The organism is Rhodococcus sp. NPDC059234, from assembly GCF_042754225.1.
Classification (GTDB): domain Bacteria; phylum Actinomycetota; class Actinomycetes; order Mycobacteriales; family Mycobacteriaceae; genus Rhodococcus_G.
This window is the reverse complement of sequence record NZ_JBHZAH010000017.1, coordinates 24,358-47,163: the sequence shown is the minus strand read 5'-3', so window position 1 is coordinate 47,163 and position 22,806 is coordinate 24,358. Positions and strand designations below refer to the sequence as shown.

Genomic DNA, 22,806 nt, shown 5'->3' with positions numbered 1-22,806 from the left:
ACGGTGCTGATTGCCGGTTGCGGGGCGAGAAGTGGCGACGAGGGCGGGTACTGTATTTGCTGGCCGCAGTCCCTGCGCCGGCGCACCGATCGTGAAGCTTCGAGCGTTGTTCGGTGGACGGGGATCGCGAATGGGAATCACGCATGCGCGTAGCGGCAGCCAGAAGCCGTACGACACCAAATTCGTGTGGCCCCGTCAGCAGCCAGGAGAACGCCCCGCGTGAGCACCACCAATTTCCGTAACGTCGCCATCGTCGCGCACGTCGACCATGGCAAGACCACCCTCGTCGACGCCATGCTGCGCCAGTCCGGCGCCTTCGCCGAGCGCGCCGAGCTGGTCGACCGCGTCATGGACTCCGGTGACCTCGAACGCGAGAAGGGCATCACCATCCTCGCGAAGAACACCGCCGTCCACCGTCACAACGCCGACGGCACGGTCACCGTCATCAACGTCATCGACACCCCCGGCCACGCCGACTTCGGCGGCGAGGTCGAGCGCGGCCTGTCCATGGTCGACGGTGTCGTCCTGCTCGTCGACGCCTCCGAGGGCCCGCTGCCGCAGACCCGCTTCGTGCTGCGCAAGGCGCTCGCCGCGTCGCTGCCGGTCATCATCGTGGTGAACAAGACGGACCGTCCCGATGCCCGCATCGAGGAGGTCGTCACCGAGGCGCAGGACCTGCTCCTCGACCTGGCGTCCGACCTCGACGACGAGGCCGCCCAGGCCGCCGAGGCGCTGCTCGACCTGCCGGTCCTGTACGCGTCGGGCCGCGAGGGCAAGGCGTCGCTCAACCGTCCCGAGGACGGCCAGGCCCCCGACACCGAGAACCTCGACGTGCTGTTCGACGTCCTCATGGAGCATGTGCCGGCCCCCAAGGGTGATTCCGCGGCGCCGCTGCAGGCCCACGTCACCAACCTCGACGCCTCCGACTTCCTCGGCCGCCTCGCGCTGGTCCGTATCCACAACGGCGAACTGCGCAAGGGACAGCAGGTTGCCTGGATGCACGCCGACGGCGTCAAGACCGTCAAGATCACTGAGCTGCTCAAGACCGTCGGCGTCACCCGTGAGCCCGGTGAGAGCGCGGGCGCAGGCGACATCGTCGCCGTCGCCGGCATCCCCGAGATCATGATCGGCGACACCCTCGCCGACACCGAGAACCCGGTCGCGCTGCCGTCCATCACCGTCGACGAGCCCGCGATCTCCGTCGTCATCGGCACGAATTCCTCGCCGCTCGTCGGTCGTGTGAAGGGCCACAAGCTGACCGCGCGCATGGTCAAGTCTCGCCTGGACTCCGAGCTGGTCGGCAACGTCTCGCTCCGAGTCCTCGACATTGGTCGCCCGGACGCGTGGGAGGTGCAGGGCCGTGGTGAGCTGGCGCTGGCCATCCTCGTCGAGCAGATGCGCCGCGAGGGCTTCGAGCTGACTGTCGGCAAGCCGCAGGTCGTGACCCGCCAGGTCGACGGCAAGCTGCACGAGCCGTTCGAGGAACTGACCATCGACACCCCCGAGGAGCACCTCGGCGCGATCACCCAGCTGCTGGCGAACCGCAAGGGCAAGATGGTCCAGATGACCAACCACGGCACCGGTTGGGTCCGGATGGAGTTCATCGTCCCGTCGCGTGGTCTGATCGGTTTCCGCACCGACTTCCTCACCGAGACCCGCGGCACCGGCATCGCCAACGCCGTCTCGCACGGCTACGCCCCGTGGGCCGGCGAGATCCGCGCCCGCCACACCGGTTCGCTGGTCTCCGACCGGTCCGGCACGGTGACCCCGTTCGCCATGATCCAGCTCTCGGACCGCGGCACGTTCTTCGTCGATCCGGGCGCGGACACCTACGAGGGCATGGTCGTGGGCATCAACCCGCGCGCCGAGGACCTCGACATCAACGTCACCAAGGAGAAGAAGCTCACCAACATGCGGTCCGCGACCGCCGACGTCACGGAGACCCTCGCGAAGCCGATCGAGCTGACGCTCGAGTCCGCGATGGAGTTCTGCGCCGGCGACGAGTGTGTCGAGGTGACCCCGGAGGCGATCCGCGTCCGCAAGGTCCACCTCAACGCCACCGAGCGTGCCCGTGAGCGTTCGCGCGCGAAGTCGCGCGACAAGGCCGCGCTGTAAGGTTTCGCTTCGCGCCTGTGCGCGGTCGACGGGTCCGCGGACTCGTCGACCGCGCACAGTTGTCGCGGCGGTAGATCGAAGGGACTGGCGAGTGCATCGAGCGGGACGGCTCTACAACATGTGGTCGCTTCGCAGGCTCCGCTCCGGTGATGTGTGGTCGCTGCGCAGGCTCCGCTCCGGTGATGCGCGGTCGCTGCGCAGGCTCCGCTCCGGCGATGTGTGGTCGCTGCGCAGGCTCCGCTCCGGCGATGTGTGGTCGCTGCGCAGGCTCCGCTCCGGCCGGATGCTGCCGGTGGCGGGCGCGCTGGTCGTGGGGATCACCCTCGCGGGCTGCACGGCCAATCCGCCCCCGCCCGTGGAGAGCACCGACAGTCCCAAGCCGACCACCGCCGTCACCACCAAGAACACCGTGGTCGTGGCGATCGACGAGATCGGGAGCGGGTTCAACCCGCATCTGCTCGCGGACCAGTCGCCGGTCAACTCGGCGGTTACCTCCATGGTGCTGCCCAGCCCGTTCCGGCCGGTGCCGAGCCCGACGCGCCCCGGCGGCACCGACTGGCTGCCCGACGACTCGCTCCTCGTCTCCGCGGACGTCACCTCCCAGGCTCCGTTCACCATCACCTACCAGCTCCGCAACGAGGCGCAGTGGTCCGACAGTGCGCCGATCGCCGCCGAGGACTTCCGCTACCTGTGGCAGCAGATGACCAGCCAGCCCGGCGTCGTCGACCCCGCCGGCTATGCCCTGATCGACGACATCGGGTCCTCCGGTGGGGGCAAGACCGTCACCGTCACCATGCGCTCGCCGTATCCGGCCTGGCGTGAGCTGTTCACCGACCTGCTGCCCTCGCACCTGGTGAAGGACTCACCGGGCGGCTTCGCCCGCGGCCTCGCCGACAACATCCCGGTCTCGGGAGCGCACTTCCACATCAAGTCCATCGATCGCGGCCGCGACGAGATCCTGCTCGAACGCAACGACCGGTTCTGGGGCAAGCCCGCCACCGCCGACCAGATCCTGATGCGGCGCGGCGGCTCGAACGCGCAACTGGCGGACTCGATGCGGTCTGGCGATGCGCAGGTCGCGCAGGTGCGCGGGGCCGGCCCGTTGCAGGCACAGCTGGCAGCCATCTCGACGGTCCATGCCGCGACGGCTGCGCAACCGCGGACGCTGGAGCTGACGCTCAACGGCCGCGTTCCCGCCCTGGCCGACCAACGGGTCCGTCGTGGACTCCTCGGGATGCTGAACCCGGATCTGCTCGCCGCGGTCGGCACTCCCACCGGATCGAACGCGACGGTGGCCAGGGCGCAGGTCCTCGCCCCCTCGGACCCCGGATACGCGCCGACCGCCCCGCCGCCGCTGACCCGCGACCAGTCGTTGGGCCTGCTCGCCGAGGCGGGGTGGGTGTACACCGCCGGCGACGGTCCGGCCGCTACCGAGCCGGCGCGAATCGTGAAGGACGGCAAGCAGTTGGCTGTCGTAATCGGGGCGCCGGAGAACGACGACACCGCGATCGCGGTCGCGAACACCGCCGCGGACGAGCTGCGCGGCAACGGGGTGAACGCGACGGTGACGACAGCGCGTCCCGACGAGCTGTACGGCAAGGCGCTCGTCGGCGGCAAGGTGGACGCGGTGGTCGGCTGGATGCGGGCCGGCTCGGATCCGGCCACCTCGATGGCCTCCCGCTACGGCTGCCCGCCGCCCGCCGGGCCCGCCCCGGCACCTGGCGCGACCGGCACGTCCACCGCCGAATCCGAGGCGGAGCCGAATCTCGCCGCGCCGAGCAATATCTCGGGGCTGTGTGACCCGTCGTTGCAGGCGAGTATCGACGAGGCGCTGCGGGGGAGCACCGACGTGGGGGAGGCGATCGCGCATGCCGAACCGCGCCTGTGGGACCTGGCGGCGGTACTGCCGCTGTTGCAGGACGCCACGGTGGAGGCTGTCGGGCCCGACGTTCAGGGCGTGACGTTGCCCGGCGCGATCCAGGTCGGCGTCTTCGGCGACGCCGAGGCCTGGTCGAGGAAGCAGAAGTGACCACCCACGACTCCGTGCCTTCGCGCCGGCTGCTGCTGGTGCACGCGCATCCCGACGACGAGACGATCACCACCGGTGGCACCATCGCACGCTATGTCGCGCAGGGCGCCGAGGTGACCGTGCTGACCTGCACCCTCGGGGAGGAGGGGGAGGTGATCGGCCAGACGTGGGCGGGACTCGTTGCCGCGCAGGCAGATCAGCTCGGTGGCTTCCGTGTGCTCGAGCTCTCGACGGCGCTGGCGGCGCTCGGAGTGGCGGGACCGCGTTTCCTCGGCCACGCCGGTCGCTGGCGCGACTCCGGCATGATGGGCACCCCGTCGGCGGACCATCCTCGCGCCTTCGTCGGTGCCGACCGCGACGAGGCGACCGCCGCACTGGTGGCGGTCATTCGGGAGCTGCGCCCGCAGGTGGTGGTCTGCTACGACCCGGAGGGTGGCTACGGGCACCCCGACCACATGCAGGTGCACCGGCTGACGACGGCTGCCTTCGAGGCGGCGGGCACCGTCCGGTACCCGCATGCCGGCATCCCCTGGGTGCCGTCGAAGCTGTACTGGACTGTCACGGAGGCGGATTCGCTCGAGCGTGGGATCGAATCGATCGGGGAGCTGCCGTCCGGCTGGCGAATACCCGAACCCGGCGAACTGCCCTGCGTGCCCGACGAGTCGGTGACGACCACGATCGACGTCCGCGGCGTCCTCGACCGCAAGGTGTCGGCACTGGCGGCGCATGCCACCCAGGTCACGGTGTCGCCCACCGGGGCGGAGTACGCCCTCTCCAACAACATCGCCCAGCCGATCCTCGTGGAGGAACACTTCGTCCTGGTCCGGGGAACCCGCGGTGAGACCGCGGCCGACGGCCGCGAGCGGGACCTCTTCTCGGGCATCGCCTGATTCGTCCGCCCGACGCAGCCATGTGATCGGAGCTACCCTGAGTGCGTTCCACCTAGGTACCTGCTCTGGACGCGTTGTATCCATTGTCGAATTTCGATACCGGATGACGGAGGACGAGGTAGATGGCGCTGCACCGGGTGAGCAAAAAGGAAGACACCGTCGACGACATCTATTCGACGCCACTGAGCGAGGCGGTGCTGCCGAAGTATCAAATGCCTCGGGAATCCTCGGATTCGAGGATCGCGTATGCGCTGATCCGTGGCGAGTTGGCACTCGACGGCAACTCTTCGCAGAATCTCGCGACCTTCTGCTCGACCTGGTCCGAGGACGAGGTGCATCGGCTGATGAACGACTGCCTCGACAAGAACATGATCGACAAGGACGAGTACCCCCAGACCGCCGAGATCGAGTCGCGCTGCGTGCACATGCTCGCCGACCTGTGGAATTCGCCGGACGGTCGCGGGACCATGGGCTGCTCGACAACCGGATCCAGCGAGGCCGCGATGCTCGGCGGCCTGGCGCTGAAATGGCGCTGGCGGGAGCGACGCCGAGCCGAGGGGAAGGCGATTGACCGCCCGAACCTGGTGTGCGGCCCCGTGCAGGTGTGTTGGGAGAAGTTCGCTCGATACTTCGACGTGGAGCTGAGACAGGTGCCGCTCGAGAAGGGCGCGACCGGGTTGCGCCCGCATCAGCTTCGGAAGTACGTGGACGAGAACACGATTGGCGTTGTTGCCATCCTGGGTGTGACGTACACCTGCGACTACGAGCCGGTGGCCGAAATCGCGGCCGAACTCGACGCTATCGAGGCCGACACCGGGTGGGACGTGCCGATCCACGTCGACGCGGCGAGCGGAGGATTCATCGCGCCGTTCCTGGAGCCTGGTCTGGTGTGGGACTTCAGGGTCCCGCGGGTGGCCTCGATCAACGCCTCGGGACACAAGTACGGGCTGGCGCCGCTCGGCGTCGGCTGGGTGGTGTGGCGTTCGGCGGACCTGCTGCCCGACGACCTGGTCTTCCGGGTCAGCTATCTCGGCGGCGACATGCCGACCTTCGCGTTGAACTTCTCGCGGCCCGGCGGCGAGATCGTCGCCCAGTACTACCTGCTGTTGCGGCTCGGCAGGGAGGGCTACCGCAGGGTCCATCAGGCCTGCGTGGACACCGCGCAGTTCCTGGCCGCGCAGATCCGGGAGATGGGTCCGTTCACGCTGCTCTACGACGGGCGCGGCGGGCTGCCCGCGGTGTCGTACACGCTCACCGACCCGGCCACGGCGGGATTCTCGCTCTACGACCTCAGCGACCAGCTGCGAATTCGCGGCTGGCAGGTGCCGTCCTACCCGCTGCCGCCGGACCGTGAGGAGACGGTGATCCAGCGAGTTCTCGTCCGTCACGGCGTTTCCCGCGACGAGATCGCGCTGCTGGCGGACGACATCAGGGCGGCCTTGACGCGGCTGACCTCCGGTGCGCCCTCGGACGACACCCGGATCGGGTTCCATCACTGATGTCCGTCGGCGCCGTTGATCCCGACCTGACGACGGGCAGACCGAAGAAGTCGTACCTGACGGCGTCGACGCTCGGTCTGATGACGGCGGCGACCCGTCAGCTACATCGCCCTGGTCGCGGGCGGTCTGGTCGTCTTCACGGCGATTCCACTGCTGATCTTCCGCTTCCGGAAGCCGGGGTGGAACCGGGGTGGCGAGCACGCGTCCATGAGCCGCGTGGCCGACCCCGGGTAACGCCCGCCGACCCGGCTACGATGTGAGGTAGGTCATAGCGGTCGGGGCCGGCGAAGGGTGTCGAAGTTGAACTGGGACGTGCAGAACGCGATCGTGGCTTTCGTGGATTCGTTGCGGCCGAACGCGCAGATGTACCACGACATGTACATGAGTGCGCTGTACGGATTCGTCGACATGCAGAGCCACCTGCTGACCATGCTGGGCTACCCGCCGGTGCCCTGATCGCCGCCGAGAACGTGGTTCGGTGACCCGGGTTCTACGATCGACGTCATGACCGCCAGCCCGCGCACCGCCGGTACGCCAGGAATCCTCGACTCGGTGATCCTGGCGCTGCTGGTGTTCGACGGCCTGCTGACCGCGGTGCTCGCGGTGCTCTTTCTCCCGCTGCGGCTGGGTGCGGTGCCGTTCCCCGTCAGCGCCCTCGCCGCCGCGCTGATCAACGTGCTCCTGGTGGTCGGCGCACGGACGGTCACCGACCGCCCGGCGATGACGGCGCTGCCGGTGATCGGCTGGTTCGTCGGCTTCGCGGTGTGCATGTTCGGCGGCCCCGGCGGCGATGTCCTGCTGCTCGCGGACTGGCGCACCCTGCTGCTGCTGGTGTGCGGGTTGGTCCCGCCCGGGGTCCTGTTGTTCAAGTTCGCCTCCGACGCCGCCGTGGCGCGGGGCCAGGCGGCGCGGGGCCAGGCGGCGCGGTCGCGGTAGCCGGGCCGGCGGTATCGGGGAAACCGCTCCCTCGCCGAGGTTCAGTCGTTACCCTTCGGCGCGTAAACCCGGCTTGACGACAGGAGTGGACACGTGGCGGCGGCATCGACTCGGTATCTGCGCAGACCTCCGATCCGATGGGCCGCGGCCTCTGCCGTCGCAGTGCTCTCGCTCGGAACGTTCGGAATCGCCAATGCCGCACCGCCGCCCGCGGACGGGCTGAAGGAGGTGCTGTTCGTCGGCAACAACTGGGAGGGTGCCGCCGACGTGATCGCCTCGACCGGCGACTACGCCAAGATCGGCCGGGTCAACATGATCCCGGACAGGGCCGAGCGAATGCGCGAGATCCAGAGCGACCCGGTCAGGTACGCCTTCTATCAGGGCATCCGGCTGACCGCGGGCGAGGGACACGACCAGTACGTGGACGACATGTACACCACGCCCGACGGGTCCGCGGTGGTCGCGTCCCGGCCGAGCTTCGCCGACGTCGTCTCGATCGACCTCACAAGCGGAAAGATCAACTGGCGCTTCCCCGTGTCCGGCTACCGCTCCGATCACATGGCGGTCTCGCCGGACGGTCGTCGGGTGGCGGTCTCGGCGTCGACGAGCAACACCGTGCACGTTCTCGACATCGAGACGGGCGTCCAGGCCGGCTCGTTCAAGACGGGCGACAAGCCGCACGAGAACGTCTTCACCGACGGCGGCCGGTACCTGTGGAACATGGCGATCGGCGAAGTGAACACCCCGCTGGACGACCCGTCGCTCGACTTCACCAAGGGCGACCGCAAGATCACGGTGGTCGACACTCAGACCTTCCAGACGGTCCGGGTCATCGACATGCGGGACAGGCTGGACGCCTTCGGTCGCAAGGATCTCTCGGACGCGGTGCGGCCGGTCGCCTTCGCGCCCGACGAGAGCAAGATGTACTTCCAGGTGTCGTTCTTCAACGGCTTCGTCGAGTACGACATCGCCGCCGACAAGATCACCAGGGTCAAGGAACTGCCCAAGAACCCGAAGACCAGCCCGGACCGGACGACCTGGGTCAACGACTCGCGGCACCACGGCATGTCGATCAGCCCCGACGGGCGCAGGCTGTGCATCGCCGGGACGATGGACGACTACGTGACGACGGTGGACACCGCCACCCTGCAGGAGACCCCGATGGTCCCGGCCGGAAAGCCGTACTGGGCCACGGTGGACGGGGACGGCACCCACTGCGTGATCTCGGAGAGTGCGAACGACGCGGTGAGCGCGATCGACTTCGCGACGGGGCAGAAGGTGGCGACCGTCCAGGTCGGAGACCACCCGCAGCGGGTGCGCCTCGGACACGTGCCCGCCGGCTGGACCGGAACCGCCGCCGGCGGCGATCCGGGGACCGGGGGCGGCGGAAGCGCCGGGAGTTCCGGCTCCTAGCTCGACAGTCCGGCGGCGCGCCCCGCGTCTGCCAGTACGGCCTCGAGCATGGCGGGCGTGAGCCTGCCGGTGAAGGTGTTCTGCTGGCTGACGTGGAAGCTGCCGAACACGTCCAGTGCGTGGCCGGCGGCCGACGGCAGCGTCACCCGCGCGCCGTGGCCGAACTTCGGCCGGGGCCTCGGTACCGCCCAGCCGGCGTCGGCGAGTACCGGAAACAGTGCCTGCCAACCGAATCCGCCGAGCACGACCACCGAGCGCAGGGTCGGCGTCAGCAGCCGCAGCTCCTCGTCGATCCAGCGACGGCAGGTGTCCCGCTCCACAGTGGTCGGCTTGTTGTCCGGCGGAGCGCAGTGCACGGGTGCGGTGACCCGGACTCCGCGCAGCCGCAGGCCGTCGTCGCAGCTGACGGCGGTCGATTGGTTGGCCAGTCCGACCGCGTGCAGCGCCGCGAAGAGCACGTCTCCGCTGCGGTCGCCGGTGAACATCCGGCCGGTGCGGTTGCCGCCGTGCGCCGCGGGTGCGAGCCCGACGATCAGCATCGCGGCGTCGGACGGACCGAATCCGGGTACCGGTCTGCCCCAGTAGGTCTCGTCGCGGAAGGCCGCCCGCTTCTCGTGTGCGACCCGCTCGCGCCAGGCGACCAGTCGGGGACAGCGCCTGCAGTCGATCAGGTCGGCATCCATGTCCGCGAGGCTGGGGTACCGCGTCACGGTCGTTCCCGGTGGGCCCAGATGTCGCCCGCTCCCGGCGTCACCGACTCGACCAGAGTCCACGCCTGTTCGGCGGGAAGGTCGATGACCTCGTAGTGGCCGGTCCCGGCGGGCGTCGCGGCGACCACGGTGGCCACGCCCGCACGCCGCTGGAAGAAGGTCTGGCGCACGGTCCAGCCGACGACGCCCGCTGCCTCGAGGCTGTGCCTGCCGCGGTCCAGGGACCCGCTACGGGTGACCAGCCAGCCGGGCGGGGTGGCATGGCCCAGGCCGCGGTAGCGGTCGTGCGCGAGCGCGGCGGCACACCCGGCGAGGAGCGCCAGCACGATCACTTCCGGCCAGCCCGCGCTTCGTCCGAACGCGGCCGCGACTGCGACGACCGCGGCGAGCGCGCCGACCGGCAGCAGCGCCCGGGTGTACCGGCGGCGGCGAGCGGCCGGCCCGTGCTGGGTGAGCGATGTGGTGACATCGGCCGGAAAGTCGCGCTCGCGCAAGACGATTCCCATCATGCGCGTGGCCTCCTCGAGCGGCGCCTGCGGCAGGAGCATCGACGAATGTCGCGCCTCCACCGCGACGCCGGTCATGATCGCGTCCAGTCGTGCGCCGCGGGCGAGCCGCAGCAGCAGCGGCTCGTGCAGCGTGGCGCCCCGCAGTCGCGTCCGGTCCAGGGTGGTCTGGCGGGTCTTGAGCAGACCGTGGCTCACGTGCAACACGTGCCCGTCGTCGGTGACGCGAAGGTTGCTGAACGCGATGAGGTAGCGCGCGCAGGCCAGCGCGCTCGCGACCACGAGCAGCACGACCAGGCCGGCGAGGACGGCCACGCTGATGCCGAGACGCTGGGCGGTGTCGAGTCCGCGCGAGACGGCGGACGAGTGAACGACCTGCTGGCCGATGCCGTACTGGAACGCGACTGCGATCGCCGCGAGGACGGTGGCCACCCCGGTGACGGAGAACGGCGCGTATCGGACCCAGCCGGGTGACCAGTGCGCGATCTCGACCTCCGGCGCGACCGCCGTCCGGGCCGTGGCGTCGGGCGGTGTGGCGGCGTCCGGGGCGTCCACGTGCCGGGCGAGCAGAGCCGCACGCAGGGCGGGCACCAGGCGGGAGTCGAGGGCGTTGAGCTCGAAGGTCGACGATTCTCCGGGTCGATCGGTTCGTCGGCCGGTGCCGACCCGCACCACCGACAGCCCGAGCATGCGGTGCAGAACGCCGGCTTCCACGTCGACCGAGCGAATCCGGTTGCGCGGCACCGACAGCAGCTTCTTCTGGAAGACGCCTGATCGCATCTGCACGTGCACCGGGCCGAGGCGGTAGCTGGTGGTGAACCAGCGCGCGACGGCATACGTGACCAGCACGGCGACGGCACCGAGTCCCCACAGGTGGTTGCCGGTCCGGGTGCCGACGACGAGCGAGATCAGCAGCACCGGAAGAAGACTGACGACCTCGTTGACCGGGTGCACCAGCAGCATCCGCTTGTCGAGGCGCAGCCAGGGCTGCTCCCGCTCTGCGGCCAGCGCCTCCGCGCCCGACGCCTCGGGGGGAGCAGTTCCAGGAGCGGGGTTCGCGGCATCGACCCGTTCGGGGATGTTCACGTCGCGTCCCCGAGGTTGCGGCCCGCGATCTCGGTCAGCTGGGTGACGGTTGCGTCGGCAACGTCCAGGTCGAGTGCGGTGATCTTGACGGCGCCCGCCGAGGAGGCGGTGGTGACGGTGACCGTGGCCAGCCCCAGCATCCGGTCGATCGGCCCGCGTTCGGTGTCGACCGTCTGGATCCGGGAGATCGGAGCGATGCGTCGTTCCTGGTTGAACCACCCCGTCTTGGTGTACACCGCGGTCGGGCTGACCTCCCAGCGGTGCACACGGTACCGCCACTGCGGAACGACGAGGACGTGCACGAGAGCGAGCACGAGGGTGCCCGCGAACACCGCGACGTGCGGCCAGCTCGTCCACCGGCCGGCGAGGGCCGCCCACACCAGCTGCGCGAGGAAGACCGGGATCCAGACGAGGACGGCGTTGATCGCCCACAGGCGCGGCGCCTTGCTGCTGGGCCGGCACCGCGGATCGGCCATGGTCACGGCGGAGGGTGCAGGGCTGTTCACACCCTCAGCCTGCCCGATCCGCGGTGGCCTCGCTCGGGCGATTCTCGCCGCCCTCGGCAGGACTAGCCTGGACGGTGGGCCGACCAGGAGGTGCACATGGACCGATTCGAGGCCGAAGTCCCCGAGGCGGACGGTGTGGAGCAGGGCACAGAGGTCGCCGGACCCGACGACTCCGACGACTCCGTCGAGGAGGTCGCGACGGACGCGCTGGAGGTGAACGAGGCGGACGTGGCCGAGCAGCGGCGCAGCGTGCCGGACGACGAGGACTATCCGCGGGGATGAGCGAGCGCGCTGAGCGCCGACCTGCTGTGGCACAAGTCTCCGCCGATGGCGCATGATCGAACGCGTGACCACGAGCGACGACCACACCACCACGCCCGCGCTCCTGCCCGACCCGGCCATGCCGTCGGGCGACCGGCGGGAGGTCGCCGCGCCGTCCGCGTCGGCGATGCGGCGCGCACTGCGCCGGGCCCGCGACGGTGCCACGCTGAATGTCGACGAGACGACCGTGCTGCTGCATGCGCGCGGGGCGGACCTCGAGGACCTGTGCGCGTCCGCGGCGCGGGTTCGTGACGCGGGCCTCGAGGCCGTGGGGCGGCCGAACACCGTCAGCTATTCGCGCAAGGTCTTCATCCCGCTGACCCGGCTGTGCCGCGACAAGTGCCACTACTGCACGTTCGTGACCGTGCCGGGCAAGCTTCGCGCTGAGGGGCACGGGATGTATCTCGAGGCCGACGAGGTCCTCGACATCGCCCGCCGCGGCGCCGAACTGGGCTGCAAGGAGGCGCTGTTCACCCTCGGCGACCGGCCGGAGGCGCGCTGGCCGGAGGCCAAGGAGTGGCTCGACGCCCGCGGGTACGACTCCACTCTCGACTACCTGCGGGCGATGTCGATCCGGGTGCTCGAGGAGACCGGACTGCTCCCGCACCTGAACCCGGGGGTGCTGAGCTGGGAGGAGATCAACCGGCTCAAGCCCGTCGCCCCGTCGATGGGCATGATGCTCGAGACCACCTCGACGCGGCTGTTCACCGACAAGGGGCAGTGCCACTACGGCAGCCCCGACAAGGATCCGGCGGTGCGGCTGCGCACGCTGACCGACGCCGGCCGGCTGTCGGTGCCATTCACCACGGGCATCCTGGTCGGCATCGGCGAGACGATGCTCGAGCGCGCCGAGTCGATCATGGCGATCCGTCAGTCGCACAAGGCCTTCGGACATGTCCAGGAAGTGATCGTGCAGAACTTCCTGGCCAAGGACGACACCGCGATGCGCGAGACGCCGGATGCCGGGATCGAGGAGTTCCGTGCCGCGATCGCCGCCGCCCGACTGGTGCTCGGGCCGTCGATGCGCATCCAGTCGCCGCCGAACCTGGTCTCGGGCGAGGAGTGCCTCGCGTTGATCGCCGCGGGCGTCGACGACTGGGGCGGGGTGTCGCCGCTGACCCCCGATCACGTCAACCCCGAGCGCCCCTGGCCGAACCTGGACACCCTCGCCGCGCTCACCGCGGAGGCCGGATTCGAGCTCGTCGAGCGCACGGCGGCGCAGCCGAGGTACGTGCTGGCGGGGTCGCCGTGGATCGACCCGCGCATCAGCGCGCACGTGCACGCCCTTGCGGACCCGGTGACGGGCCTGGCCCGGCCGGACACCCGGCCGGTCGGGCTGCCGTGGCAGGAGCCGGACGAGACCTGGGAGTCGACCGGCCGTGTCGACCTGAACACCGAGATCGATACCGAAGGTCGCAACACCGAGACCCGTAGCGACCTGGGCAGTGCGTTCGGTGACTGGGAGACGGTCCGCGAACAGGTGCTCTCGCTGAGCGCGCCGGCACGGGTGGACACCGACGTGCTGGCTGCACTGCGCAGCGCCGAGGCCGACCCGGCGGGCTGCTCGGACGACGAGTACCGGGCGCTGGCCACCGCGGACGGCGAGGGTCTCGAGGCCCTCGTCGCGCTCGCCGACGCGCTGCGTCGGGAGGCGGTCGGCGACGACGTCACCTACGTGGTGAACCGGAACATCAACTTCACCAACATCTGCTACACGGGTTGCCGGTTCTGCGCGTTCGCGCAGCGCAAGGGCGACGCGGATGCGTTCACCCTGTCCGCGAACGAGGTCGCGGACAGGGCGTGGGAGGCGCACGTCGCCGGGGCGACCGAGGTCTGCATGCAGGGCGGGATCGACCCCGAGCTGCCGGTCACCGGCTACGCGGACCTGGTGCGCGCGGTCAAGGCGCGGGTGCCGTCGATGCACGTGCACGCCTTCAGCCCGATGGAGATCGTCAACGGCGCCTCCCGTGGCGGGCAGAGCGTGCGGGACTGGCTGACGGACCTGCGCGAGGCGGGCCTGGACAGCATTCCCGGAACCGCGGCGGAGATCCTCGACGACGAGGTCCGCTGGGTGCTGACCAAGGGCAAGCTGCCCACCAGCACCTGGATCGACGTGGTCACCACCGCGCACGAGGTGGGCCTGCGGTCCAGTTCGACGATGATGTACGGGCACGTCGACCAGCCGCACCACTGGGTCGGGCACCTGAACGTGCTCCGCGGAATCCAGGACCGCACGGGCGGATTCACCGAGTTCGTGTTGCTGCCGTTCGTGCACCAGTCGTCGCCGCTGTACCTGGCGGGTGCGTCGCGGCCGGGCCCGACGCGCCGTGACAACCGTGCGGCGCACGCGCTGGCGCGGGTGATGCTGCACGGGCGGATCCCGAACATCCAGACCAGCTGGGTCAAGCTCGGCACCGAGGGCACCCAGGCGATGTTGCAGGGCGGCGCCAACGATCTCGGGGGCACACTGATGGAGGAGACGATCTCGCGGATGGCGGGTTCGCAGCACGGCTCGGAGAAGACGGTCGCCGAACTGCGCGCCATCGCGGAGGGGATCGGTCGCCCGGCTCGTCAGCGCACGACCAGCTACGCCGAGAGGGTGGGGGTTCGATGAACGCACAGGATCGGAAGGCCGCACAGGATCGGAAGGCCAAGGATCCCATCGGAGACGAACGCGTCGTCGCCGTCCTGGACCGAGCCGCGTGGGGTGTCAATCCGCTGCTCGACCTGGCGAGCAGTGACCCGCTGGGCATCAAGGCCCGGACCTTCGTGCTGCAGGCCCGGGAGGGTTCGGCGACGGAGTCCGGCGGAACGCCGAGGACTGTGCTCGAGAAGGCGCTCGACGGCGCCGCGTGGTTGCTGGACGTGGCCGAGGTGCCGGGCACCGCGGCGTGGGTGAGGGCCAGCGACGAACGCCGGGCGCGGTGGTGGCTGACCAGGTTGGGACTGCTCAACACCATCGTCGTCGCGTTCCCGGGCGTGCTGGGCCCGCTCGCGAAACGCCTGCCGCTGCAGGATCTGCTCGGGTTCGCCAACCAGACGCTGGTGCTGGTCGCCGTCGCGCGCGAGCTCGGGGTGACCGACCGCGCCGCCCAGGTCGACATGGTGGCGGCGGTCCTGTGCAAGCGCTCGACCGACGCCCGCACCCTGCTGGCGAAGAAGGGGGACGCGGCGCTGCCCGAGAGGTCGGCGGAGACGTGGCGTCCGCTGGCGATGCTGAGCGGGATGTGGCGGACCGCGAAGACGCTGCGGGCGATCCCGGACGAGCTGCACAAGCGGCCGCAGTCGTCGAGGCCCTTCCAGGCCCTCGGGCACGTGCCGTTCCTCGGTGCGATCGCCGATTATCTCGGAGAGCGCGGCGCGTTGTTCGATGCCGCCGTGCAGGGCAGGCGGTGGATCGACGGGCACACGGTGCGCACGGCGGTCGAGTACGGCGGTGCACTCGGGACGACCACGGTCTGACGCACTCTGAGGGCACCCTGCCCGGCCGGGTGCGCGTCGGAGGGGTGATACTAGTAACTCGTGAGCGTTCACGTTGTGCGCTCGACGAATCAGGTCCGTTCAGAAAGGCAGCGGCAGTGCCCTACACGATTGCTGAACCGTGCGTGGATGTGCTCGACAAGGCGTGCATCGAGGAGTGCCCCGTCGACTGTATTTACGAGGGCGGCCGGATGCTCTACATCCACCCCGACGAGTGCGTGGACTGCGGCGCGTGTGAGCCGGTCTGCCCGGTCGAGGCGATCTTCTACGAGGACGACGTGCCGGACCAGTGGAACGCGTACGTGAGCGCGAACGTCGACTTCTTCGTCGAACTCGGTTCTCCGGGTGGCGCAGCGAAGCTCGGCAAGGTCGACTACGACCCGCCGTTCATCAAGGCCCTGCCGCCCATGGGCGAGGACTGACTTGCCCCGTACACCCGTCTCGCGGGGACTGCCCGACTTTCCGTGGGACTCGCTTGCCGAGGCGAAGGCCAGGGCGCAGGCGCATCCCGACGGCATCGTCAACCTGTCCGTCGGCACGCCGGTCGACCCGGTCGCACCCCTGATCCGCGAGGCGCTCGCCTCGGTGTCGGAGGTGCCCGGGTACCCGACCACGCACGGCACCCCGCAGCTGCGTGAGGCGGCGTCGGCGGCGCTGGCCCGCCGGTACGGGGTCACGGGGATCGACCCGTCCGCGGTGCTGCCGGCGCTCGGCACCAAGGAGATGATCGCCTGGCTGCCGAGCCTGCTCGGGCTGGGCGCCGACGACCTGGTGGTGATTCCGGAGGTCGCGTACCCGACCTACGAGGTCGGCGCGCTGCTGGCCGGCTGCCGGGTGCTGCGCGCCGACGGCACGATGCGGCTGGGCCCCGAGAGCCCCGCGCTGATCTTCGTCAACTCGCCGTCGAACCCGACCGGCAAGGTGCTCGGCATCGACCACCTGCGCAAGGTCGTCGACTTCGCCCGCCAGCGCGGCGCGATCGTGGTGTCCGACGAGTGCTACCTGGGACTGACCTGGGACGCCGAGGCCTGCTCGATCCTCGACCCGCGGGTCTGCGACGGCGACCACACCGGCCTGCTCGCCGTGCACTCGCTGTCGAAGACCTCGAACCTGGCCAGCTACCGCGCCGGCTTCGTCACCGGCGACCCGGTGCTCGTCGCCGAACTGCTCGAGGTCCGCAAGCACGCCGGCATGATCATGCCGACTACCGTGCAGGCCGCGATGACGGCGGCGCTGAACGACGACGAGCACGAGAACGCGCAACGGGAGCGGTACCGCGCACGCCGCGAGGTCCTGCTCGCCGCGGTCCGCGGTGCCGGGTTCACCGTCGACAACTCCGAGGCCGGGCTGTACCTGTGGCTGACCCGCGAGGAGGCGTGCCGCGACACCGTCGACTGGTTCGCCGACCGCGGCATCCTCGTCGCCCCCGGCGACTTCTACGGCCCCGGCAGCCGTCGCCACGTGCGGATGGCGCTGACCGAGACCGACGAGCGGATCGCGGCCGCCGCCGCACGACTGGGCTGACACGCGGTGGTGCGCGTGCGGAGTGTCTGGACTCCGTAGGCACACCACTGCGCGCACCGGCCGGGACGGTTAGCCTGGTTCCTGAGTTCCTCGCTAGACGCTGCCGGGGTGCCGCCCCGGGCGCGATTCCTCGGGGCAGGAGGCAGCATGGACGCCGTCACGAAGGTTCCCGCGCCCACCAATGAGCCGGTGCACTCGTACGCGCCCGGCAGTCGCGAGCGTGCGATCCTCGCCACCGAGCTCGCCGAACTGGCGGCCGACCGCATCGACCTGCCGCACGTCATCGGCGGGGTCCACCGACTCGGCGCGGGTGCGCAGGTCGAGGTGGTGCAGCCGCACCGCAGGCGTGCGGTGCTCGGCACCCTGACCGAGGCCACCCACGAGGACGCCGACGCCGCCGTCGAGGCCGCCGTCGCGGCCGCGCCCGGCTGGCGGGCGCTCTCGTTCGACGACAGGGCCGCCGTGCTGCTGCGCGCCGCCGACCTGCTGTCGGGTCCGTGGCGCGAGACCCTCGCCGCGGCAACGATGCTCGGGCAGTCGAAGACGGTGCAGCAGGCGGAGATCGACGCCCCGTGCGAGCTGGTCGACTTCTGGCGGTTCAACGTGCACTTCGCGCGGCAGATCCTCGCCGAACAGCCGGCGTCGAGCTCCGGCGTGTGGAACCGGATGGAGTACCGGCCGCTCGAGGGTTTCGTGTACGCGATCACCCCGTTCAACTTCTCGGCGATCGCGGGCAACCTGCCGACCGCCCCCGCGCTGATGGGCAACACCGTGGTGTGGAAGCCCTCGACCACCCAGACCCTGGCGGCGTACTGGACGATGAAACTGCTCGAAGCGGCCGGCCTGCCGCCCGGGGTGATCAACCTCGTCACCGGGTCCGGCGCCGCGGTATCCGATGTGGCGCTGGGCGATCCACGGCTGGCGGGCATCCACTTCACCGGATCGACGCGCACGTTCCAGCACCTGTGGCGGGAGGTGGGCAGCAACATCGACCGGTACGCGAGCTACCCGCGCTTGGTCGGGGAGACCGGCGGCAAGGACTTCGTCGTCGCGCACTCGTCCGCCGACCCGGACGTCCTGCGCACCGCCCTGATCCGCGGCGCCTTCGAGTACCAGGGGCAGAAGTGCTCGGCCGCTTCGCGTGCGTACGTGCCGAGGTCGGTGTGGGAGCGGATGGGCGCGGACTTCCTCGCCGAGGCCGACGAACTCAGCTACGGCGACGTGACCGACCTGTCGAACTTCGGTGGCGCGCTGATCGACCGCGCGGCCTACGACAAGAACGTCGCGGCGATCGAGCGCGCTCGTGGCGCCGCGGGGGTGGAGATCGCGGTCGGCGGCAAGTACGACGACAGTGAGGGGTACTTCGTGCGTCCGACGGTCCTGCTCGCCGACGACCCCGCCGACGAGTCCTTCGCCACCGAGTACTTCGGACCGGTGCTATCGGTGCATGTCTACGACGACGGTGCCCCCGGTGCGTTCGAGAAGCTGCTCGAGGTGGTGGACGCAACCGCACCCTACGCGCTGACCGGAGCGGTGATCGCCGACGACCGTGTTGCCGTCGACAAGGCGTCGGCCGCACTGAGATTCACGGCGGGCAATTTCTACGTCAACGACAAGCCGACCGGTGCGGTGGTCGGGCAGCAGCCCTTCGGTGGGGCCCGTGCGTCCGGAACCAACGACAAGGCGGGCTCGCCGATCAATCTGCTGCGCTGGACCTCCGCCCGCACGGTCAAGGAGACGTTCGTCCCTCCGACCGACTACCGGTACCCGCACATGGGGCCGGAGGTCTGACCGTGGTGCCCCGGGCGCTGGCGAACCCGCTTCGCCCCGCCATCCTCGCCGCGGCCCGCTCGCCCCGGGTGAAGTCGGCGATCACCCATGCACCGGGCACCCGGTCCCTCGTCACCAGGTTCGTCGCGGGCGAGACCCGAGCCGAGGCGCTCACGGTGGCCCGCGCACTGCTGGACTCGGGTCGGATGGTGAGCCTCGACCACCTCGGAGAGGACACCACCGATCTCGCCCAGGCGCGGGCGACGGTCGACGAGTACCGCGGTCTGCTGGCCGAACTCGGCGATCTGCCGCAGGCCCACGCGCCCGCCGGCCGGACCCGCCGGCTCGAGGTGTCCGTCAAGCTGTCCGCCCTCGGGCAGTCGTTGCCGTCCGGTGGTGGTGCGGTCGCCCTCGAGCACGCGCACCAGCTCTGCGCGGCGGCGCAGGAGGCGGGAGTGTGGATCACCGTCGACGCGGAGGACCACACCACCACCGACTCGACCCTCTCGATCGTGACCGAGCTGCGTGCCGAGTACCCGTGGCTGGGTGCCGTCCTGCAGGCGTACCTGCGTCGCACCGAGGGGGACTGCCGCAACCTGTCGGGGACCGGATCGCGAATCCGGTTGTGCAAGGGGGCCTACCGAGAGCCGGAGTCGGTGGCTTTCCAGTCCAGGGCGGAGGTGGACGCGTCGTACCTGCGGTGCCTGGAGGTCCTGATGGACGGCCGGGGCTATCCGATGGTGGCCTCGCACGACCCGGCGATGGTCGCCGCGGCCGCCGCGTCGGCGCGCCGAGTCGCGCGCGGCTCCGACGAGTACGAACACCAGATGCTGTACGGGATCCGCGATGTCGAACAGGCGCGGTTGGCCGATGCCGGGGTCCAGATGCGGGTGTACCTGCCGTACGGCCGACAGTGGTACGGCTACTTCATGCGCCGGCTCGCGGAGCGACCCGCCAATCTGACCTTTTTCCTGCGTTCCCTGGCCACGCGGGGCTGACGGTGAGCAAAGTGCCCGGTGGATGGGAGGTTCTCTGGTGAACACGTTCTAGTAGAACGAGATTGGAAGTGTTGTGACCGGTATCACCGCGGCCGCGTTGGGTCGCTGAACGAGAGGACACTTGATGACCAACGTCGAGACCGATGCGACCGACGAAGTTCGCATCATCGACCAGGGCACTCCGCCCGATCGCTTCGCGCGAGGCTGGCACTGTCTGGGCCTCGTCGAGGGGTTCCGCGACGGCGTGCCGCACTCCATCGAGGCCTTCGGGACCAAGCTGGTGGTGTTCGCGGACAGCAAGGGCGACATCAAGATCCTCGACGCCTACTGCAGGCACATGGGTGGCGACCTGAGCCAGGGGACCATCAAGGGCGACTCGATCGCGTGCCCGTTCCACGACTGGCGTTGGGGCGGCAACGGCAAGTGCACCGGCATCCCGTACGCGCGGCGCGTACCGCCGCTCGCCCGCACCCGCGGGTGGCTGACCATGGAGAAGGACGAGCTGCTGTTCGTCTGGCACGACCCCGAGGGCAACCCGCCCCCGCCGGAGGTCGCCATCCCCGAGATCCGCACGCCCGACGCGGAGTGGACGGACTGGGTGTGGAAGACGATCGAGATCGACACCAACTGCCGCGAGATCGTCGACAACGTCGTGGACATGGCGCACTTCTACTACGTGCACTACGGGATGCCGACGTACTTCAAGAATGTCTTCGAGGGCCACGTCGCCATCCAGGAGCAGTCGGGCGAGAGCCGCGAGGACATCGTCGAGTGGGACGACCCGGACGTGCCGAAGCTGCTGGGCAACCGGTCGGTCGCCGCGTACTACGGCCCCTCCTTCATGACCGACGACCTGGTGTACGTGTACGACCGGTACGAGGTCGAGTCCATGCTGATCAACTGCCACTACCCGGTCGGCCCGAACAAGTTCGTGCTCATGTACGGCATTTCGGTGAAGAAGACCGAGCAGGTGCCCGCCGAGATCGCCGACCAGTTGGTGGAGGCGATGATCGGCTACATCGGCGTCGGCTTCGAGCAGGACATCGAGATCTGGAAGAACAAGACGCGGATCGAGAACCCGCTGCTGTGCAGCGAGGACGGCCCGGTCTACCAGCTGCGGCGCTGGTACGAGCAGTTCTACGTCGACGTCGCCGACGTCACGCCGGACATGGTGGACCGCTTCGAGTTCGAACTCGACACCACCAAGCCGGTGGAGGCCTGGAAGAAGGAGGTCGCCGAGAACCTCGCGCGCAAGACGGCGGCGGAGGCGTCGGCCTGATGGACCCGGTCGAGTGCGAGCGCTGTGGGATCCGGGTCCTCGTCGAGAAGAGCAGCTGGCAGCACACGAGCGTCCAGTGGAACACCGACCATCCCGAGGCCATCTGTGAGGAGTACCGGGAGGATCCGGCCCTGACTCTGCGCGGGGCGCGGGTCGGTCGTTGCTCGGCGCTGCGCGAGTCGATCAACAAGGCCGTGCTCGACGGGCGGATCACCGTTCCGGACTGACCCCGCCGACCGCCTCCCCGGCCACGACGCCAGTGTGCCGTGGCGGGGGAGGAGGCCGCGTCGCATCCGCTGTGAGACGCTGGCAGTCGTGCTGCTCCGTTCTCTGAACCCCCTCTCCGTCGCCCGCGGCGACGACGTCGCCGACGCCGTCCGGATCGGCGACGACGTCCTCTCCCGCAGCGATGTCCTCGGCGGTGCCGGGGCCCTGGCCCGGCGCATCGGCGGTGCCGAGCGGGTCGCGGTCCTGGCCACACCCAGTGCATCCACCGTGATCGCGGTGGTCGGCTGCCTGCTGGCCGGCGTGACGGTGGTTCCGGTGCCTCCCGACTCGGGGCCGGCGGAGCTCGCCCACATCCTGTCCGACTCCGGCGCGCAGGCCTGGCTCGGGCAGGCACCCGAAGGCCCTGACATTCAGCCGAGTTCCCGAGCAGCCACGCTGCCGATCGTCCCGGTGCGAGTGCACGCCCGCGACTGGCACAGCCACCCCGAGCCACCGCCGTCGTCGATCGCGTTCGTGCTCTACACCTCCGGCACAACCGGTCCGCCGAAGGGCGTGCTGCTCAGTCGCGGGGCCATCGCCGCCGGCCTCGACGCGCTCGCCGAGGCCTGGCAGTGGAGCGAGAAAGACACTCTGGTGCACGGCCTTCCGCTGTTCCACGTGCACGGCCTGATCCTCGGGCTGCTCGGGCCGCTGCGGGTGGGCAGCCGGCTGATCCACACGCTCAAGCCCACCCCGCGGGCCTACGCGGAGGCCCGCGGGTCGCTGTACTTCGGCGTCCCGACGGTCTGGTCCCGGGTCGTCGAGGACGAGGAGTCGGCCCGCGCCCTGAGCGGGGCGCGACTGCTGGTGTCGGGCAGCGCGCCGCTGCCCGTGCCGGTGTTCGCTCGGCTCGAGGAGCTGACCGGGCTGACGCCGATCGAGCGCTACGGCATGAGCGAAACGATGATCACCCTGAGCACCCGCGCCGACGGTGAACGCCGCCCCGGCTGGGTGGGGATCCCGGTCCGGGGAGTCGAGACCAGACTCGTCGGCGAGGACGGGACGCCGGTGCCCCACGACGGCGAGTCCATCGGCGGTCTGCAGGTGCGCGGACCGATGCTCTTCGACGGCTACCTGAACCGGCCCGACGCGACGGCGGCCTCGTGGACGGCGGACGGCTGGTTCGTCACCGGCGACGTCGCGGCGATCGACGCCGACGGCGTCCACCGGATCGTCGGACGCGAATCGACCGACCTGATCAAGTCCGGTGGCTACCGGATCGGCGCGGGCGAGGTGGAGACCTCGCTGCTCGGACACCCCTCGGTGCGAGAGGTCGCGGTGGTCGGACTCGCGGACGACGACCTGGGTCAGCGGGTGGTGGCGTTCATCGTCGGCGACACCGTCGATCCGGAGTCCCTCATCGAGCACGTGGCGAGCGAGCTGTCGGTGCACAAGCGGCCGCGTGAGATTCGAGTGGTCGACTCGTTGCCGCGCAACGCGATGGGCAAGGTGCAGAAGAAGCTGCTCGGCTGAGCGC

Annotated in this window: 20 protein-coding genes; 17 read left to right on the top strand and 3 right to left on the bottom strand. The window is 70.0% G+C overall.

Annotated elements, in window-relative coordinates:
• Positions 1-219: 219 nt before the first annotated feature.
• The 7 genes from typA to ACFXGJ_RS06075 all read left to right on the top strand — a co-directional run bounded on the left by typA (position 220) and on the right by ACFXGJ_RS06075 (position 8,882).
• Positions 220-2,115, top strand: coding sequence for a translational GTPase TypA (gene typA / locus ACFXGJ_RS06105; protein ID WP_378617446.1), 1,896 nt, complete (start codon positions 220-222; stop codon positions 2,113-2,115).
• 283 nt (positions 2,116-2,398) lie between these two features.
• On the top strand, positions 2,399-4,144 hold the full coding sequence (locus ACFXGJ_RS06100; protein WP_378617468.1) for an ABC transporter family substrate-binding protein: 1,746 nt from the start codon (positions 2,399-2,401) through the stop codon (positions 4,142-4,144).
• A 14-nt stretch (positions 4,145-4,158) separates the two neighbouring features.
• Complete coding sequence (gene mshB / locus ACFXGJ_RS06095; RefSeq protein WP_378617467.1) at positions 4,159-5,034, top strand: N-acetyl-1-D-myo-inositol-2-amino-2-deoxy-alpha-D-glucopyranoside deacetylase; 876 nt, start codon at positions 4,159-4,161, stop codon at positions 5,032-5,034.
• A gap of 122 nt (positions 5,035-5,156) precedes the next feature.
• Complete coding sequence (locus ACFXGJ_RS06090; protein WP_378617445.1) at positions 5,157-6,533, top strand: glutamate decarboxylase; 1,377 nt, start codon at positions 5,157-5,159, stop codon at positions 6,531-6,533.
• Between the two features lie 300 nt (positions 6,534-6,833).
• Positions 6,834-6,989: a hypothetical protein gene (locus ACFXGJ_RS06085; protein ID WP_378617444.1), complete on the top strand. Its 156-nt coding sequence runs from the start codon at positions 6,834-6,836 to the stop codon at positions 6,987-6,989.
• A 48-nt stretch (positions 6,990-7,037) separates the two neighbouring features.
• Positions 7,038-7,469, top strand: coding sequence for a hypothetical protein (locus tag ACFXGJ_RS06080; RefSeq protein ID WP_378617443.1), 432 nt, complete (start codon positions 7,038-7,040; stop codon positions 7,467-7,469).
• Positions 7,470-7,562: 93 nt separating this feature from the next.
• Positions 7,563-8,882 carry a YncE family protein gene (locus ACFXGJ_RS06075; RefSeq protein ID WP_378617442.1) on the top strand — a complete coding sequence of 440 codons (1,320 nt, stop codon included), beginning with the start codon at positions 7,563-7,565 and terminating at the stop codon, positions 8,880-8,882.
• Here the strand turns inward: ACFXGJ_RS06075 and ACFXGJ_RS06070 are convergent.
• From ACFXGJ_RS06070 to ACFXGJ_RS06060, 3 genes are all read right to left on the bottom strand, one after another.
• Positions 8,879-9,565: a uracil-DNA glycosylase gene (locus ACFXGJ_RS06070; RefSeq protein ID WP_378617441.1), complete on the bottom strand. Its 687-nt coding sequence runs from the start codon at positions 9,563-9,565 to the stop codon at positions 8,879-8,881. The two genes, ACFXGJ_RS06075 and ACFXGJ_RS06070, sit on opposite strands and share 4 nt — an antisense overlap.
• Positions 9,566-9,588: 23 nt before the next feature.
• Positions 9,589-11,061: a PH domain-containing protein gene (locus tag ACFXGJ_RS06065; protein WP_378617466.1), complete on the bottom strand. Its 1,473-nt coding sequence runs from the start codon at positions 11,059-11,061 to the stop codon at positions 9,589-9,591.
• A 119-nt stretch (positions 11,062-11,180) separates the two neighbouring features.
• Positions 11,181-11,660: a PH domain-containing protein gene (locus tag ACFXGJ_RS06060; protein ID WP_378617465.1), complete on the bottom strand. Its 480-nt coding sequence runs from the start codon at positions 11,658-11,660 to the stop codon at positions 11,181-11,183.
• Positions 11,661-11,786: 126 nt separating this feature from the next.
• Between ACFXGJ_RS06060 and ACFXGJ_RS06055 the strand changes: the two genes are divergently transcribed.
• The 10 genes from ACFXGJ_RS06055 to ACFXGJ_RS06010 all read left to right on the top strand — a co-directional run bounded on the left by ACFXGJ_RS06055 (position 11,787) and on the right by ACFXGJ_RS06010 (position 22,802).
• Entirely contained in the window at positions 11,787-11,972 is a 186-nt protein-coding gene (locus tag ACFXGJ_RS06055) for a hypothetical protein (RefSeq protein ID WP_378617440.1), read from the top strand.
• Between the two features lie 52 nt (positions 11,973-12,024).
• Positions 12,025-14,625, top strand: a complete 2,601-nt coding sequence (locus ACFXGJ_RS06050) for a bifunctional FO biosynthesis protein CofGH (protein WP_378617439.1) — start codon at positions 12,025-12,027, stop codon at positions 14,623-14,625.
• Entirely contained in the window at positions 14,622-15,473 is an 852-nt protein-coding gene (locus tag ACFXGJ_RS06045) for a hypothetical protein (RefSeq protein ID WP_378617438.1), read from the top strand. Before ACFXGJ_RS06050 ends, ACFXGJ_RS06045 begins: the two co-directional genes overlap by 4 nt.
• A gap of 116 nt (positions 15,474-15,589) precedes the next feature.
• The gene (gene fdxA, locus ACFXGJ_RS06040; RefSeq protein WP_142095390.1) at positions 15,590-15,913 is read left to right on the top strand and encodes a ferredoxin; all 324 of its coding nucleotides are present in this window, start codon (positions 15,590-15,592) and stop codon (positions 15,911-15,913) included.
• 1 nt (position 15,914) lies between these two features.
• The gene (gene dapC / locus ACFXGJ_RS06035) at positions 15,915-17,015 is read left to right on the top strand and encodes a succinyldiaminopimelate transaminase (protein WP_378617437.1); all 1,101 of its coding nucleotides are present in this window, start codon (positions 15,915-15,917) and stop codon (positions 17,013-17,015) included.
• 147 nt (positions 17,016-17,162) lie between these two features.
• On the top strand, positions 17,163-18,806 hold the full coding sequence (pruA, locus tag ACFXGJ_RS06030; RefSeq protein ID WP_378617436.1) for an L-glutamate gamma-semialdehyde dehydrogenase: 1,644 nt from the start codon (positions 17,163-17,165) through the stop codon (positions 18,804-18,806).
• Between the two features lie 2 nt (positions 18,807-18,808).
• Positions 18,809-19,783, top strand: coding sequence for a proline dehydrogenase family protein (locus ACFXGJ_RS06025; RefSeq protein ID WP_378617435.1), 975 nt, complete (start codon positions 18,809-18,811; stop codon positions 19,781-19,783).
• A gap of 124 nt (positions 19,784-19,907) precedes the next feature.
• Complete coding sequence (locus ACFXGJ_RS06020) at positions 19,908-21,062, top strand: Rieske 2Fe-2S domain-containing protein (protein ID WP_378617434.1); 1,155 nt, start codon at positions 19,908-19,910, stop codon at positions 21,060-21,062.
• The gene (locus tag ACFXGJ_RS06015) at positions 21,062-21,289 is read left to right on the top strand and encodes a hypothetical protein (RefSeq protein WP_378617433.1); all 228 of its coding nucleotides are present in this window, start codon (positions 21,062-21,064) and stop codon (positions 21,287-21,289) included. Before ACFXGJ_RS06020 ends, ACFXGJ_RS06015 begins: the two co-directional genes overlap by 1 nt.
• An 88-nt stretch (positions 21,290-21,377) precedes the next feature.
• A complete protein-coding gene (locus ACFXGJ_RS06010; protein ID WP_378617432.1) occupies positions 21,378-22,802 on the top strand; it encodes an acyl-CoA synthetase in 1,425 nt (474 codons plus the stop codon).
• The last annotated feature ends 4 nt before the right edge of the window (positions 22,803-22,806 follow it).

Excerpts from the sequence above, each read along its gene's own strand:
- ACFXGJ_RS06100 (WP_378617468.1), top strand. The coding sequence starts at position 2,399 with ATGCTGCCGGTGGCGGGCGCGCTGGTCGTGGGGATCACCCTCGCGGGC.
- ACFXGJ_RS06080 (WP_378617443.1), top strand. The coding sequence starts at position 7,038 with ATGACCGCCAGCCCGCGCACCGCCGGTACGCCAGGAATCCTCGACTCG.
- ACFXGJ_RS06065 (WP_378617466.1), bottom strand. The coding sequence starts at position 11,061 with ATGCTGCTGGTGCACCCGGTCAACGAGGTCGTCAGTCTTCTTCCGGTG.
- ACFXGJ_RS06055 (WP_378617440.1), top strand. The coding sequence starts at position 11,787 with ATGGACCGATTCGAGGCCGAAGTCCCCGAGGCGGACGGTGTGGAGCAG.
- ACFXGJ_RS06045 (WP_378617438.1), top strand. The coding sequence starts at position 14,622 with ATGAACGCACAGGATCGGAAGGCCGCACAGGATCGGAAGGCCAAGGAT.
- ACFXGJ_RS06060 (WP_378617465.1), bottom strand. The coding sequence starts at position 11,660 with ATGGCCGATCCGCGGTGCCGGCCCAGCAGCAAGGCGCCGCGCCTGTGG.
- ACFXGJ_RS06090 (WP_378617445.1), top strand. The coding sequence starts at position 5,157 with ATGGCGCTGCACCGGGTGAGCAAAAAGGAAGACACCGTCGACGACATC.
- pruA (WP_378617436.1), top strand. The coding sequence starts at position 17,163 with ATGGACGCCGTCACGAAGGTTCCCGCGCCCACCAATGAGCCGGTGCAC.
- ACFXGJ_RS06070 (WP_378617441.1), bottom strand. The coding sequence starts at position 9,565 with ATGGATGCCGACCTGATCGACTGCAGGCGCTGTCCCCGACTGGTCGCC.
- ACFXGJ_RS06015 (WP_378617433.1), top strand. The coding sequence starts at position 21,062 with ATGGACCCGGTCGAGTGCGAGCGCTGTGGGATCCGGGTCCTCGTCGAG.
- ACFXGJ_RS06020 (WP_378617434.1), top strand. The coding sequence starts at position 19,908 with ATGACCAACGTCGAGACCGATGCGACCGACGAAGTTCGCATCATCGAC.
- ACFXGJ_RS06050 (WP_378617439.1), top strand. The coding sequence starts at position 12,025 with ATGATCGAACGCGTGACCACGAGCGACGACCACACCACCACGCCCGCG.